Origin of the sequence: Paenibacillus sp. UMB7766-LJ446, from assembly GCF_030226665.1 — a bacterium.
GTDB lineage: Bacteria > Bacillota > Bacilli > Paenibacillales > Paenibacillaceae > Paenibacillus > Paenibacillus vandeheii.
Map to the genome: position 1 here is coordinate 387,060 of NZ_JASOYM010000002.1, position 15,045 is coordinate 402,104.

The window sequence follows — 15,045 nt, forward strand, 5'->3', positions numbered from 1 at the left end:
GAACTGGATATGAACAGCTCGTGCAGAATCAGGCGTTGACCTTTTCCTCACGAAAAGCTTTAGAAATGAATATCTATCTTTAAAGATTGTTATAGTTATTCCATTTACATCCATATAGAATGAAAACACCAGACATGTAAGCGCTTTATATGCTGCTGCAAGAGGATCTTCACTTTTTTTGGGGATCGCTTGCCCAAACTTCGAACATGTTTGAAATCATTCATGGAGGTGTGTGATGAAGAGGAAGTCTTGGTACACGTTGGTAGTGGCAGGTGTGGTATCGTTGTTTCTCTCGGTAAGTGCTTTTGCAAGTTATGTTTTTTGGGAACCATTAACTTATTTTAACCCGGAAACATGGCAAAAGGCAGATGGCTACTCCAACGGAGATATGTTCAACTGCACGTGGCGCGCCAACAATGTCAATTTTACGAATGATGGAAAGCTCAAGCTGGGTTTGACAAGTTCTGCATACAACAAGTTTGATTGCGGGGAGTACCGTTCAACTAATAATTACGGATATGGGCTTTACGAAGTCAGCATGAAACCTGCCAAAAATACAGGCATAGTTTCCTCCTTTTTTACGTACACAGGACCTGCTCATGGCACGCAATGGGACGAGATTGATATTGAATTTTTAGGAAAAGACACGACCAAAGTGCAATTTAATTATTTTACAAATGGGGTGGGTGGTCATGAGAAGGTTATTAACCTTGGCTTTGATGCATCACAGGGGTTTCATACCTATGCTTTCGACTGGCAACCAGGGTATATCAAGTGGTATGTTGATGGCGTATTGAAGCATACCGCAACCAGCAATATCCCCGTAACACCCGGTAAAATTATGATGAACATGTGGAATGGAACCGGGGTTGATAGCTGGTTAGGTCCTTATAATGGTGCCAATCCATTGTACGCAGAGTACGACTGGGTTAAATATACCAGTAATTAGCTATATAGAAGCAGCCGCTCGCCGGCTGCTTTTGTTTTGATAAATCTCATTTTCTACATATCTACTAAAAAGAAATTCCGATTAGGAAGTGTTAACGAAATGTTCTGTAATTCCGATAAAAATACCTGTGGGAATTATAGAATCATGCTCTGGGCAGCCTACGTGAAAAGTGTTCGGTTTGCTTCATGACATCACAGCAAGCTGGAACCCTCCGCTATTGCTGCTGCTTGTCGTTAGCGCTCTGCTGCTCCTGTCCGGCCTGGGCGCCTCCAGATATCGTACGGTATAAGGTACAAGTAAAGCTGAATAAGCAAGCTGAGCTTGCGAAAAAGCATTGATTGGCTTGGCAGAGGCGGAATAAGATTTGTAGCATAAAAGTCTATCAGCTCAGCAGGAATACCTCACAAAAGGTTACCTGAGGGAGACAAAACATAGTCCGATTGAAAGTCGCTATTTAAGCGGCTTTTTATTTTATGATGTAGAAAGAATATAGTAGATAGGGTACATAGGTTGTGAGCGGATAGTGGAATGACCCTATATATGGAAGGTTTTTAATATATCAATTGCGAAATTGATTGGCTATAATGCAAAAGGATATAGAAGGAGATGTGAAATTTAACAAAAAGGCGGAATGTATGTGGTTTACTTTTTATGGACGATGTATCTTGGACTGCTGGGAACAGCATCTCTCGCGTTTTTATTTAAAGGGAAGTATAAATCAAAACTTAGCAAAATAGATTTCATCGTATCTGTCATTACATGGATTGGGTTGTTAGGGTTCGTTACAGAAACCACTATTCTAACTCCTGCTTTCTGGAAAATTGTTACCGTGATAGCTTTTCTGTGGGATATATCATTTACGATGCTTCTAAAGGATTATGAAGATAAAGAAATTCTAGAGGAATTACCGATTGCGGTGAGGAGAGTTTGGATGTTAATAACATTAGTTATCATGATCGGACCTCTTTACTATGGGCTTTTCAAATATTCTTTTTCATGAATATGCATTGAAAGATCCCGTTTTAACGAAATAAAGTGTAAAACCAGTGGGATTTAAATTCATTCACTGGTTTTTTGTTTATCATAGAATGCAGTTTGAGAAATTACAAAGGAATCATAGCGCTTCTTCAATTCAAACTACAACTAGAATAAAGATATTTGCTAGTTACTACTTTCTTTTTTACGACACACATAAACGTAAGCTGAAGGAATATTCAGAGGTACAAACACAATTTTTTCGATAATAAATTTTTCGGATAGTTGTTTTTTCATTTGTAGAGAATATTGAAAAGCAATAAACTGTCCTCCAGGTTTGAGAGCTTGGTGAATCTGTTCGATTAAAGTGTTCATTAAAGTAGCCGCGTTCGGGTGAGAAGTGAAATTTGGATATTCATTTCGTAAAATGGTCCGCATCGTCTGATCCATTTCAAATAATAAAACTTTGGTGCTTTTATGTGCACTTTTTTGAATGTATCGAGTAATGGCTCCAGTCCCTGCCCCAAGCTCTGCAACTGTCATATTTTCTTGCCAACTTGCTTGTTTAACCATCGCTGGCCAAAAAACGAGAACTTGGAATAATACTCCCCACTTTGTAATTTTACTTTTACCTAAAAAGCACTTAATGTAATAAAAGATCATCAACATGAACACAAGTTGGTGATCTTTTATTTTAAAGAATTATATTCAAACACAATGTACTAACTCAATAAACCCCAACGGAAAGCAGAGGCAACGACCTGTGTCCGGTTTTTGGCACGCAGCTTGATCATCAAGCTGCTTACGTAATCTCTCACTGTATACTCACTTAGGAACAACCAGGAAGCGATTTTCTTGTTATCGTATCCTTCTGCCAGAAGTTTGAGAACAGTAGACTCCCTTTCTGTTAACAGAATGGCCATCGTTTTCGCGGTGTTTTCCTTTTCTTTCCTGGATAAAAACAACCCAATTCTCTTTCCCACTTCTTCAAGCAACTCCAGTTCACCCTTCGTGCAGTCAAATGAATCTCCCATTTGGTCAAAAGTAACCCAGCCATACAATTGATGCTCAGAAGCAATCGGTACAAATATGATGGAAGACAAGTGAAATAACTCGATATGCTCATCCCTTAAGTAAGGTTTTGGATTTTTCAAATAAATTGGTCTTTTGGAGTTGAAGATTACATTTTGCTCGGTCAATTGTCCCTTCATACTCTGAACCTTGGGAAGCTCTTCCCCGATGACACCATAGAACTGGTTGGACCAAGGTACATAGGCATAGAAAACACAGCGTTTATAATTAAAATACTTCTCACATTTTTTAAGAATAAAGGCTAGATCCGAAACTCCGGAAGAACCGACTAGGATTTTGTTTAATTGGTCCAGTAGACGGAGCTTCTTCAATTCGTCATTTTCATCCGCATCATGATTAATGGACCCGGTATCTGCCCACTTACGAAAGCTATGTAATAGATAAGAAAAAACAGATAAAAGGAACATGAGCGGGTCCATCATCCGCTGATGTTTCAATTGGATCAATAGTGTCAGCAAAGCTTTTTCAAAGATAATTTGAAGCCAATTTAAGCTTGCCATATTTAACATGGATAGCTGAGATTGAACCCAGGTGTCCAAATAAGAAGAGTAGTGATGATCCATATTTTCAATATCTGAATAAGTAAATATGCGAAAAAAGGATTTCATCAACGCTTCCGTTTCGATCCGATGTGTTTCAGAGATGTTAGTTTCCGATATCAAATAAATGTTTGTATTTTCTTCGAGCTGTTTGCTATGCGTTCTGAAAAACAATACAAATTCCTGAAAAGTCATTTCAGCATATGGGTGAAAAGATTGTGTCATAATAAGCCGTTCCCTTCAAAATAAAATACCCTACAAACGGGGGGTATACAATCCATTATTACACAGAACTTTATAGGATAGTATTTCAAAATTAAAAGAGTAAGATTGAAGAGTACAAGGTCTTGAATCTTTTGAGTCCAATTAGGATTTATAAGATGGTAATGAATGGACAAAATATGTATATAAACTTAACAAATGATGAATGGAGCGGTTGAATCGTATGAAATTAAAAGATAAAGTTGCTATTGTCACAGGTGGGGCCAGTGGAATTGGTGAAGCCACCGTTCGTCTTTTCGCACAAGAAGGAGCAAGAGTCGTAATTGCTGACTTTTCTGATCATGGTAAGGAACTAGCTGCCGAACTCAATGGGGAAGGTCATGATACTGTATTCATCAAAACAGACGTTACTAAAGAAGAAGATATTAAGCACATGATTAATGAAACTGTTGAGAAATACGGTAAACTGGATATTATGTATGCAAATGCGGGGGTTGCAGATGACGATACCGCTGATGCATTATCATATGATAAATGGAAACGTACGATTGATATTAACTTGTCAGGCGTATTTCTTTCCGATAAGTATGCAATCGAACAGTTCCTTAAGCAAGGAAATGGCGGAGTTATTGTGAATGCTGGTTCAATTCACAGCTTTGTTGCGTTGCCTAAAACCACAGCGTATGCCTCGGCAAAAGGTGGCGTTAAGCTGTTAACTCAGAATTTATGTACTGCTTATGCAAAAGAGGGAATCCGTGTCAACGCGGTATGTCCTGGATACATTGAAACTCCTTTATTGAAAAACGTAGATGAAAAAAGTAAACAATATTTAACTTCACTTCATCCACAGGGCAGACTTGGACGCCCAGAAGAAGTAGCAAAAGCTGTGTTGTTCCTGGCCAGCGATGATGCTAGTTTCGTGAATGGTACGACCTTGCTTGTTGATGGAGGTTATACTGCACATTAATTTGGGTCAGGAAAAGATAATTTGATCTGAAAACAGATTTCCGAATCGAAATAAACCTCTGAATGTTGAAGACTTCTTCAATGACTTAGAGGTTTTTTCACATACAAAGCTCAGGCATTTATTTAAGATCAACTAGAAAAAAACGACTTTTTAGATACGCTAAACATCTATATAAATTGAACTAAACATTTACACGATAACGGAGAGGACAGAAATAACGTGAAGAAGCGAAGCGTTCTCCTTTATCCCCGGATTTCCCCTTTATATGGGATTTAAAAAATCTGGGGATAACAGCGATCGGAAGGTTGTTCTGTCATCGGAGTGGCATATGTAAATATTCTTTAGTTCAATTTATATAGAAGAACAATATAAAAAAATCGGAAAGGGGATAATGACGAATGAATACTCCATTTCATTTCTATATAGTTCGTAAATAACTGTGAACAATACGTTAATTCGTTGACAAGGAGTGTTGTTTTTATTAAAATTCGAAAGGGGCATCAGGTTAAAGCATATATGAGTATCTTTTTCATTGGTTTAGAATCTCAGTTTTTAATCCTAATGACGAATATAGGAGCGGTAATATTACAATCCTATTACGATGATTAGGATTTTTTTGTTTTTGGCTTTGGAGAATAATTTGAAAGTTGGAGGCTGGCTTTATCATGGACAACTGGTTCAAACTAAAAGAAAGAGGCACGACCGTTTCAACTGAGATCATCGCAGGAATCACGACATTCTTCACGATGGTATACATAGTTATCGTAAACCCAGGAATACTCAGCAGTACGGGGATGGACTTTAACGGAGTATTCATTGCTACGGTGTTGGCGAGTATTGTGGCGACGCTGATTATGGGAATAGGGTCCAATTATCCGATTGTTATAGCGCCTGGAATGGGCTTAAATGCATTCTTCGCCTATAGTGTAGTTGCCGGATATGGGGTGTCTTGGCAGGTTGCCCTAGGAGCGGTATTTATAGCAGGGCTTTTGTTTATTATTTTATCGCTTACCTCATTTCGTTACATGCTGCTTGATGCCATTCCTGCGAGCCTTAAACACGCGATAACAGCAGGGATCGGATTGTTTATTACAACGGTAGGCCTGCAAAATTCAGGGATTATTGCTGATTCAGAATCTAATTTGATTACGATTGGGAACTTGGCAGAGCCAATGACTTACCTGACCATTATCGGATTGATTATCACTGTTGTGCTTATGGCGTACAATGTAAAAGGTTATCTGTTCATCGGAATGGTGGTCACAGCGATACTTGCCTGGATTATGGGACTGTTTCAAATGCCGGAATCGATTGTATCCATGCCGCAAGGCCTCACGACAACGGCTTTCCAACTGGATTTAGCAGGTGTATTTTCTAATGGCTTGTATACCATCATATTTACCTTCCTGTTAATCACGCTGTTTGATACAACGGGGACGATGCTCGGAGTTGCTGAACAAGCAGGTCTGCTGAAGGAAGGCAAATTTCCGCGCTCACGCGGCGCCCTATTAGCTGATGCCGTAGGGACTACCACAGGCGCTTTGCTTGGAACGAGCCCAACATCGGCTTATATCGAGTCCAGCACAGGAGTGGCTGCAGGAGGAAGAACAGGACTGACGGCAGTAACGGTAAGTGTTCTGCTTGCTCTTACTTTGTTCTTTACACCTATCGTAAGTGTGATATCAGGTATCCCGGCGATTACTTCACCGGCTCTGATTATTGTTGGCTACTTTATGATTAGTGTAATCAGCAAAATCAATTGGAAGGACCTTGAAGAAACATTTCCTGCTTTCCTGATTATCATTCTTACTCCATTGACGCACAGCATTGCTACAGGCATTGGCGTAGGCTTCATTTTCTATCCGGTACTCAAGCTGCTTCGCGGAAAGGGCAAGGATGTTCATCCGATATTCTATATTTTTGCCGTACTGTTCTTCATTCAGCTTGTATTCCTGGATCACTAAGAAACAGTTAAGAAACTGTCTAATCAATGGGGCTTTTGAGAAGCCCCATTTCATATTAGCGTTTCGGCATTTTGCTCTCATCCGTGTACAGCGAGCTAACCCTAGAGTTCAATTAAAAGGGACCGTTTCTGTACAATTACCGCTGGCTCTTGTTGGGATCACAATTACGATTGTACGCGGTACGCTGGCAACAGATCCGGTGATTTGATGTCAAAGGAAGAGAATATAACCCATTGAAAGTCGTCTTCTTTAGCAGCTTTTTTCGTATTAACAGGTCAGCCAGTGTTTAGTGGTTGGCCTTTTTTGTGGTTGTTTTACGATGAGGCGCGAGAGTTTTGTAGGTTCGGGAAACAAAGCATTAATGGAGTGACTTAATATGAATATAAGTGATGATACTAGGATCATGGTCAACTCCTCTGGACTGGTCAGATCATGTTTATGGCGGAACGAATTGGTTAATGTAATTTTGAACATATCAGTCAATGCAGACAGGAGGTAATCAGGATGTATACGGATCTTCAAGGACAGACAGTTGTCATTACCGGAGCTGCTACCGGCCTGGGAGAAGCGATGGCACTGCGTTTTGGTAAGGAAAAAGCAAATGTTTTGATCAATTACTACAGTAGTAATCAGAACATACAGCCCCTCATTGACGAAATCAAATCGTACGGTGGGCAGGCCATTGGTGTAAAGGGAGATGTCTCCAAAGAAGAGGACGTAAAGGAGCTGGTGCAGGCGGCGCATGAACATTTTGGCTCCCTGGATATTATGATCAACAATGCCGGCATTGAGAACGAGGTTCCGTCAGAGGAGCTGAGTTTGAAAGACTGGAAACGGGTCATTGATGTGAATCTAACCGGAGCGTTCCTCGGTTCAAGGGAGGCCGTGAATTACATGCTGGAGCATGATATCAAAGGCCGAATCATCAATATTTCCAGTGTACATGAAGTTATCCCATGGCCGCATTTCCTTCATTATGCCGCGAGCAAGGGCGGGGTCAAGATGATGACTGAGACGCTAGCTCTGGAGTTTGCGCCAAAGGGCATTCGTGTGAACAGCATCGCACCGGGTGCAATTAACACGCCGATTAACGCAGTTAAATTCGCCAATCCCAAACTGCGAACATCGGTTGAGGATCTGGTGCCGCTCGGTTATATCGGAAAGCCGGAAGAAATTGCAGCGGCTGCCGTATGGCTCTCTTCTTCGGAATCCAGCTATGTGACAGGTATTACCCTGTTCGTTGATGGAGGTATGACAAAATATCCTTCCTTTCAGGGCGGACGTGGGTAATCGATAGACTCAAATGAAGCATAGCAGACCGAGCAACGTTTGGAATGTTACAAACCAGCCTACTATGTATTTTTAATAGGGGCTGGTTTTTTGTTAGTTGTAGGAAAGGGTAAGCATTTGAGGAGAAGCAAGTTGTCCCTTAAAATGTATCCCAGGTGCTATCCGAGGAGTTCTTTGGCTCCGTTCATCATTAAGGGCATTGTCTGTTTAACGAATGCTTCCGCACTTAATTGACACCCTTCATTGTTCCAAACGTAAGCGGCCCCATACATCCCCCAACTTAACATGATAGAAGATGTATTTATTAATAAGTACGCGTTTGGACTTGATAGCATCTTGTCTTTATCTATAAATGATAGGAGAATCGATTGGATTTTTTCCTTTATTTGAATTTCGAATACAGATCCAAGCGATGTATACCTTCTTTTGCACATCGTGCTTAAACCCTCGTGAAAATCGCACACACCCAGAAAAACACTCTGAATGGTTTCTTCATTTAATACTTCGTGACCGTTTATTCTGCGATTTATGATTGTCATGAATGATTCCATTAATTTTGCTTCCAGAATCTCAAATTTATCGACAAAGTGCGCATAAAAAGTCGCTCTGTTAACCGTTGCACGCTCTGCAATATCCCTAACGGTTATCGATTCAAAATCTTTTTCTTGAGTTAATGAAGCAAAAGCGTCCTGAAGGAGTCGCCGTGTACGTTTCACACGAGGATCAGCATCATTTTTTTTAATTGTCATCGTTAAGATCTCCCCTAATAAAACGACATTATAGAAGTAGTGTTGTCTATCCAACGGTTTATGTTTATTGATGATTGCGTCCCATTCGGTTGGTATTATACCATATAAATACAACAAGTGTTGTTCAAACTACTTATGTTGTATTGAAAGAAAATAAAGAATGCTGCTTTTCAAAGGGAGGAAAGAAACATGCCGGTTTCACAACCATTTGTAACAATGGGGCACCAACTTTTTTTTGATGTTATTGGAGAACGCCGTTCGGTTCGTAGTTATAATGCCGAAGCCAAGATTTCGCGGGAGGAATTGACCGACATATTGCGACAAGCCACGTTGGCTCCTTCAGCCGCTAATCTGCAGCCATGGCGTTTTCTCGTTATCGATTCGCCGGAGCTGAAGCAGAAGCTGCTTCCAATCGCATTCAATCAACAGCAAGTCGTCGAGGCTTCGGCAGTCATTGCGGTACTCGGTGATTTGGAGTGTTATACATTGGCCGAGAAAATCTATGGAATGGCTGTCGAAGCGGGTTACATGCCTGCAGAAACAGCTAAATCGTTCGTGGAACGCTATACTGGGATGTATTCGAGCATGCCACCCGAGGCTATCCACGAAAAAGTGTATACCGACGGGGGGCTAGTATCGATGCAGCTCATGCTTGTCGCCCGTGCTAAAGGCTACGACACGGTATCGATGGGCGGCTACGACAAACAAAAGCTCAAGGAAGCTTTCCGCATATCAGAACGCTACATTCCGATTATGTTAATCGCCATTGGCAAGGCGGCGAAGCCCGGTCATCCGACGGTGAGGTTGGCAGTTGATGATGTAGCTTTCTTTAACGAAATGCCTAACGAATAACAAAATGTAAAAGACCCTGGCGCCGCATAAACAACGGCAAACTATGGCCTTTTACAGTTCTAAGTCCTACTCATGGAATCATGAGCTTAGATGTTGCAATACAAAGATATGTTTGGCATGGGCAACATCATATTGCACAAATAAATCAACCGGAACGAGTTTATGACTTTATCGAAAACAAAAGAGTGATGCCACTCAAAATTGCCATATCGATTGCCGATTCCATCGGTATTTATATGGGAAATACCAAAAGATCTCTTCACTAGTGAAGAGATCTTTTGGTGTACAACAACTTTTTAAGAAAATCACATTACATAATAACGGATGAGAGCTTGAATCCACTTGCAAGGCCTGTTTATGGTGTCTAATGTCCACCTGTATTGGAAGCCCAGACAGGATACCAGCCCAAGGCCGGATTTTCATTGTTGTACAGTACCAGATTGCCGTCAGTTTGCATGATCAACACATTACCTCTAAGATTGGCTGGCACATTGTCTGCTCCATACCATGCCTTAGCCCACGCCAAGTTATCCGATGTCCAATAAGGTGTGTTTTGCGGATCTGATATGACCAACTTACCGCTGAAATAATTAATCTGGAGTTTATGTATTCTCGTGTCTTTAGTCTTGGAGTTCCATATCATCGTGCGTGTCTTGACGTCCCAGATTTGCGCATCGCCCCAGTTATCAAATTGAAACGAAAATCTGTTATTGTTTGACACTAACCCACCACCAGCGACATTATACATTGTGTCATAAATCAGCCGATCTCCACTCGCCGCGGAAGTCACAGGGGAAAATGGAATCAAAAACATGAGTATGGCAAGACAAGATAAAAAGACTTTTTTCATATAACATCCTCTTTTCCCGAATCTGTTTTAGTTGCTTGTCAAATATATCATATATTTTTCTTTTATGGATAAAAATTCAAGAAGCACAAGGACTCATACTGGATCAAGAAAAACAGGAAGCCATATGTTCATTAAAGTTGCATGGTAACACGCTTTGTTTGGTTGGGAAATCGGCTGAATCTGCTGGATCGGGAAGAAGCAGGGGATTGGTTCAATCCTTTAGAGAAGAATTCTTCTTCGTATTGAATACCTCAAATGCTTCTTTTAAAAAATCCATGGTATGCTTAGGCACTAACGACTCATAGGGTTTTACGTTTTTATAAAATTCTTCGTTATGTACCTCGTTATAGAAAATCAGATTATTTAATGGAGTATTTGCAACTATTTCTTGCAGCTGCTGCTGGATGCAGGGATGATCTGGTTTAAGATCGTTCACAATAGCTCGATGGACAAGCAATAACAAATTATATAGTTGTCCATCCAAGTACGTTTGCTTAGAGATATCCTCTGGAAACACCTGATCAATAATATCCATAGAGACATACTTTTGAAGCAGCTTTTTTTGAGCCTTCTCAACACGCATGGAATTCATAAGGAGCATGAGTATTTCTGAGTTTGATTCTAAGAGTTGATCTTGCTCGGTTAACAATTGTATTCGTTCAATTAATGCTAAAGAATAATCAATTGCTTCTCTTCTTTGTTGAAGTGATTGTTCTTGAACTCTAATTATTTCTTTGAAAGAATATTTCGGATTTTCCAAACAGACTTTAATTTCGTTCAAGGAAAGTCCTAAACTTTGTAATAATTGGATTTCGTGAAGCCTTTTAAAATCCTCGTTTACATAGATATAATGGTCATTTTCATTTTTTTGTGAGGGTACTAATATTCCAAGTTGTCGATAATGTCGTAATGTACGAACAGTAGTGTCAGCCAGCTTTGCAAATTTACTCACCGTTAATTTCATCTCATTCCTCTTTTCAAAAAATCATTTCTTGTATTTTTTCGCCAAAATAATTCCAATAGAAGTATTATAAATCCCATGGGCAAGCATGGGTGGAATTAACGACCCGGTAAAATAAAAAAGTAGTGCAAAAATCAAACCATTTACAAACACACCTGTGAGGATGCCGACGGCTCCTTTATATTGGGGAACATGTATTACCCAAAATAGAAAAGTGCTTATTAAAATAACGAGCCAATCCACTATTAAAGAGTATCCAATAAATAAACCAATGAGCACGCCTCTAAAAAAGAATTCTTCAAAAAAACCACCGCCTATTGCAGATACAGCTATACCACTTGGCCTAATCATTATTTTTTTAACCATATCTGATCCCTCGGTTTGGGGTAGTTCTGTTCTTGTTTTAATGAATGTAATTAGAACAATAGTCGTTATAAACAAACTGGTAATAAGACCAATGAATATTGCGGATAAAATACTAATCTCATTTGGTATAAATAAGGAAGCTATAAATGGTAACATTTCTCCCCGTTTAACTATCCAAATAAGAACCAATCCAATAAAAAGAAATGTTGTTAGCGTTAGTGATACTCTCAACAGTATTTTGTACGGTTCCTTTGCCTTGGTTTCAGTCATAATGAAAGCTCCTTTTATCACATTTTTTTCATTATAGATTGTGACGTAACGTCCCAAGCAACATTGGCTTTTTGTTCAGAAAAAAGCTCTCGTCCCAAACAAAGGGCAAGAACTTTGTCTAATATCTAAAAAGTTGTAAAAAATGATGAATATAATTATGGTTACAGGAAATTCTAACCTCTAGAAATTAATGAAGAAGATGAGGGGGGATAGTTATGATCCATAAGCCAGCTTTATTGATTATAGATGTGCAAACCGGATCTTTTAAGAATCCTCTCTTTATTCATAACAGTGAAAAATTATTAACCAATATCAAGCAGCTTATTACTTGGGCCCACATAAGTAAGATTCCAGTCATACTTACGCAGCATAATGGGAAATTAGGGACAATTACCTCAAAAACGTCTTCAGGCTGGAGTCTTCACCACGACTTACCCTTGTTAGCAGAAGATGTAAGAATCGAAAAGGACTTTCCGGATTCATTTCAAGGTACCAACCTTGAATCACATTTAAATCATTTAGGCGTTAATCGACTGATTGTCGCGGGAATTCAGACGGAGATATGTGTTGATGCGACATGTCGAAGAGCATTTAGCTTGGGATATGACGTTATTCTAGTAGAAGATGCCCACAGTACCGCGGAGTCTTCCTTATTAAGTGCAGAACAGATCATTTCACACCATAATGTTATTCTACAAAACTGGTTTGTTTCTTTAATGGACACTCAGAATATCATAATGTCGGTTTAAAGATATACAAATATCCATCTACGTTTTTGTTGGAGATTTAGCATCATGGTTAGGGAAAGGGCCCCCAATTTTGGGGGCCCTTTATGTTTCAAGGTCGGGGGACAAGAGCATGTTTGATTTTAATGGGGCAAGATGAAATTGAAGCTAAATTTACCAATAAGATTGAAGTGTTAGCGGGTCAAAATGGGCAATAATTTAAAATACATTGCAAACGGAACGACGTTCCGTATATAATAGGAACACCGTTCCGCTTAACTCATCTTTAGTACATGATAGGCGGCGGCAACCACAAATCTTATATCTCTTAAAGAAGGGCAGGAATATTTATTATGGAAATTATGAAGAATACATCCTCTCCAATCGTTTCAGTGAAACAGATCGTGCTATCAGCCCCTTGGCGTGGGGAAGATCTGAGAGTGAGAGTATCCGCACCGACGACTGGTGGAAACTTACCAATCATTGTTTTTTCACATGGCTCTGGCTCGTCATTGGATGGTTACGGCCCGCTGGTTGATTTCTGGGCTGCACATGGTTTTGTGGTCATACAACCCACCCATCTCGACTCAAGGACCGTGAATCTTCCCAAGGACGATCCCCGCACACCTCGGATCTGGCGTTCCAGAGTTGAAGACATGAAGCTCATCCTCGATCAGCTTGATTTTCTAGAAGCTGCTGTTCCTGGCCTGAGCGGGCGCCTTGACCGAAGCCGCATCGCCACAGCCGGACACTCCTTCGGCGGCCAAACGGCTGGCAATCTTCTGGGTTTGCGAGTTTTCAACCCGGAGACCAAGCAGGAAGAGGACCTATCCGACTCGCGCATCAAAGCAGGCGTGCTGCTTGCCACGGCTGGGCAAGGTGGAGACAGCCTGACACCGTTTGCAGCCGAGAATATGCCGCATCTGAACGTGAGCTTCGCACACATGACTACACCCAGCCTTGTAATCGTTGGGGACCAGGACTACGTCCCGCAAAAGTATCAGTTGACTGTCCGCGGCCCAGAATGGATGACCGATCCTTACTTCTTAAGCCCGGGAGCCGAGAGCCTGCTCACCCTCTTCGGTGCAGAACACTCACTTGGTGGAATCCCAGGTTATGAGGTCAAGGAAACAACAGATGAAAATCCAGAACAAGTCGCCTATATTCAGCGAGTCACGTGGGCTTACCTTCGCCATGCACTCGATATTGATCATGACAGCTGGTCAGCAATACACAAGACTTTGGAAAGTGCCAGTCCAATTGGTCGACTTGAATCCAAGTGAAGCTCTAAGAAATGCAAAATGCGCTCCCTTCTCGGCATCAGCCGGTGAGGGAGCGCATTTCGATATTCTGATGGTCTTGCTGCGTAGATGAACTTTGAGTACTTGGAGATGTTAGCGGTTCGCACGATAGCGCAACCCATCTACGAGCAGAGAAATGATATGTTGCACATGTACCGTATCTCCGTTGTCTACCGCCGTACAGAGGCTCGCGACGGCCCACAGCAATTCGTCTGGTTCGACATCGGCACGTATCTTACCGGCAGTAGTCGCCGTTTCAAGCAAGATTTTAAGAGCTGGACTTAGTTCTTCTACAAAACAGACAGGCAAAGTCTCGTATGCCGGATCCTTTGAATGTAGGGCCGCCGCGAGTCCGCGTTTGGTCGCTATGAAGTCCAAATAGCGCAGCATCCACTGCTCTAATGCTTCAACTGGTTCATATTTAGCAGCTAAATCTTCAGCAGCATCTGCGCAAGCATCAATCTCCTGTCGGAAGACAGCCTCTATGAGATCCGAACGTTGTGGAAAATGGCGATATACCGTTCCGACGCCAACGCCAGCCTTCTCCGCAATCTCCCGAATTGGAGCGTCTACTCCTGAAGTTGCGAATACAGTCATCGCGGCCTGGAGCAAAGCATGAATGTTGCGCTTTGCGTCGGCTCGTACGGATCGAACCGTGCAGTCGTAAGACTCTGATTGATCACTGCGGTCTTCCGTTTTGTCGTTCATTAAGTAGCATCCTCCATAAGTTAATCCCCAATTTATAATAATAGAAATCCTCTATTACTGTATATCCGGATAATTGTACTATTAACACTAAAATAAATAAACATCCATTAGATAATCACAATGGAAAATCGAAATAAAAATACTGAAACCTATTGTTTTTTGACTATTGTCTTACGTTTTTGGTCTAGGAATCATCTGGAGATTTACATAGAATTACAACTCATGCTGCCCTTGAAATCACTCAAAATCGAATCCATGACTCCGG

14 protein-coding genes and 1 pseudogene are annotated in these 15,045 nt (G+C 40.9%); 8 read left to right on the forward strand and 7 right to left on the reverse strand.

Annotation, left to right across the window (positions count from 1 at the left end):
* Positions 1 to 235: 235 nt before the first annotated feature.
* The gene (bglS, locus tag QP794_RS06690) at positions 236 to 949 is read left to right on the forward strand and encodes a beta-glucanase (protein WP_285075498.1); all 714 of its coding nucleotides are present in this window, start codon (positions 236 to 238) and stop codon (positions 947 to 949) included.
* Positions 950 to 1,607: 658 nt separating this feature from the next.
* On the forward strand, positions 1,608 to 1,949 hold the full coding sequence (locus QP794_RS06695) for a hypothetical protein (protein ID WP_285075500.1): 342 nt from the start codon (positions 1,608 to 1,610) through the stop codon (positions 1,947 to 1,949).
* Positions 1,950 to 2,110: 161 nt separating this feature from the next.
* Here QP794_RS06695 and QP794_RS06700 read toward each other — a convergent pair.
* Positions 2,111 to 2,537 (reverse strand): annotated as a pseudogene (locus tag QP794_RS06700) (class I SAM-dependent methyltransferase).
* Positions 2,538 to 2,646: 109 nt separating this feature from the next.
* Complete coding sequence (locus QP794_RS06705; RefSeq protein WP_285075501.1) at positions 2,647 to 3,780, reverse strand: LuxR C-terminal-related transcriptional regulator; 1,134 nt, start codon at positions 3,778 to 3,780, stop codon at positions 2,647 to 2,649.
* 220 nt (positions 3,781 to 4,000) lie between these two features.
* Here QP794_RS06705 and QP794_RS06710 point away from each other — a divergent pair, with 220 nt between their 5' ends.
* From QP794_RS06710 to QP794_RS06720, 3 genes are all read left to right on the forward strand, one after another.
* Positions 4,001 to 4,744, forward strand: coding sequence for an SDR family NAD(P)-dependent oxidoreductase (locus tag QP794_RS06710; RefSeq protein ID WP_024633414.1), 744 nt, complete (start codon positions 4,001 to 4,003; stop codon positions 4,742 to 4,744).
* 665 nt (positions 4,745 to 5,409) lie between these two features.
* Positions 5,410 to 6,708: an NCS2 family permease gene (locus tag QP794_RS06715; RefSeq protein ID WP_024629906.1), complete on the forward strand. Its 1,299-nt coding sequence runs from the start codon at positions 5,410 to 5,412 to the stop codon at positions 6,706 to 6,708.
* A 504-nt stretch (positions 6,709 to 7,212) separates the two neighbouring features.
* Positions 7,213 to 7,998: a glucose-1-dehydrogenase gene (locus QP794_RS06720; RefSeq protein ID WP_285075504.1), complete on the forward strand. Its 786-nt coding sequence runs from the start codon at positions 7,213 to 7,215 to the stop codon at positions 7,996 to 7,998.
* 158 nt (positions 7,999 to 8,156) lie between these two features.
* Here QP794_RS06720 and QP794_RS06725 read toward each other — a convergent pair whose 3' ends face one another.
* Positions 8,157 to 8,747: a TetR/AcrR family transcriptional regulator gene (locus QP794_RS06725; RefSeq protein WP_024629908.1), complete on the reverse strand. Its 591-nt coding sequence runs from the start codon at positions 8,745 to 8,747 to the stop codon at positions 8,157 to 8,159.
* Between the two features lie 189 nt (positions 8,748 to 8,936).
* Between QP794_RS06725 and QP794_RS06730 the strand changes: the two genes are divergently transcribed.
* Positions 8,937 to 9,599, forward strand: a complete 663-nt coding sequence (locus tag QP794_RS06730) for a nitroreductase family protein (protein ID WP_024629909.1) — start codon at positions 8,937 to 8,939, stop codon at positions 9,597 to 9,599.
* Between the two features lie 364 nt (positions 9,600 to 9,963).
* Here the strand turns inward: QP794_RS06730 and QP794_RS06735 are convergent, their stop codons facing one another.
* From QP794_RS06735 to QP794_RS06745, 3 genes are all read right to left on the reverse strand, one after another.
* Positions 9,964 to 10,320 carry a hypothetical protein gene (locus tag QP794_RS06735; RefSeq protein ID WP_143805485.1) on the reverse strand — a complete coding sequence of 119 codons (357 nt, stop codon included), beginning with the start codon at positions 10,318 to 10,320 and terminating at the stop codon, positions 9,964 to 9,966.
* Between the two features lie 340 nt (positions 10,321 to 10,660).
* On the reverse strand, positions 10,661 to 11,413 hold the full coding sequence (locus tag QP794_RS06740) for a MerR family transcriptional regulator (protein ID WP_285075506.1): 753 nt from the start codon (positions 11,411 to 11,413) through the stop codon (positions 10,661 to 10,663).
* A gap of 21 nt (positions 11,414 to 11,434) precedes the next feature.
* Entirely contained in the window at positions 11,435 to 12,046 is a 612-nt protein-coding gene (locus tag QP794_RS06745; RefSeq protein WP_285075507.1) for a CPBP family intramembrane glutamic endopeptidase, read from the reverse strand.
* Between the two features lie 215 nt (positions 12,047 to 12,261).
* Here QP794_RS06745 and QP794_RS06750 point away from each other — a divergent pair, with 215 nt between their 5' ends.
* Entirely contained in the window at positions 12,262 to 12,795 is a 534-nt protein-coding gene (locus tag QP794_RS06750; RefSeq protein WP_285075509.1) for a cysteine hydrolase family protein, read from the forward strand.
* Between the two features lie 329 nt (positions 12,796 to 13,124).
* The gene (locus tag QP794_RS06755) at positions 13,125 to 14,054 is read left to right on the forward strand and encodes an alpha/beta hydrolase family protein (protein WP_285075510.1); all 930 of its coding nucleotides are present in this window, start codon (positions 13,125 to 13,127) and stop codon (positions 14,052 to 14,054) included.
* A 111-nt stretch (positions 14,055 to 14,165) separates the two neighbouring features.
* Here the strand turns inward: QP794_RS06755 and QP794_RS06760 are convergent, their stop codons facing one another.
* Positions 14,166 to 14,780: a TetR/AcrR family transcriptional regulator gene (locus QP794_RS06760; RefSeq protein ID WP_285075511.1), complete on the reverse strand. Its 615-nt coding sequence runs from the start codon at positions 14,778 to 14,780 to the stop codon at positions 14,166 to 14,168.
* Positions 14,781 to 15,045: the final 265 nt, after the last annotated feature.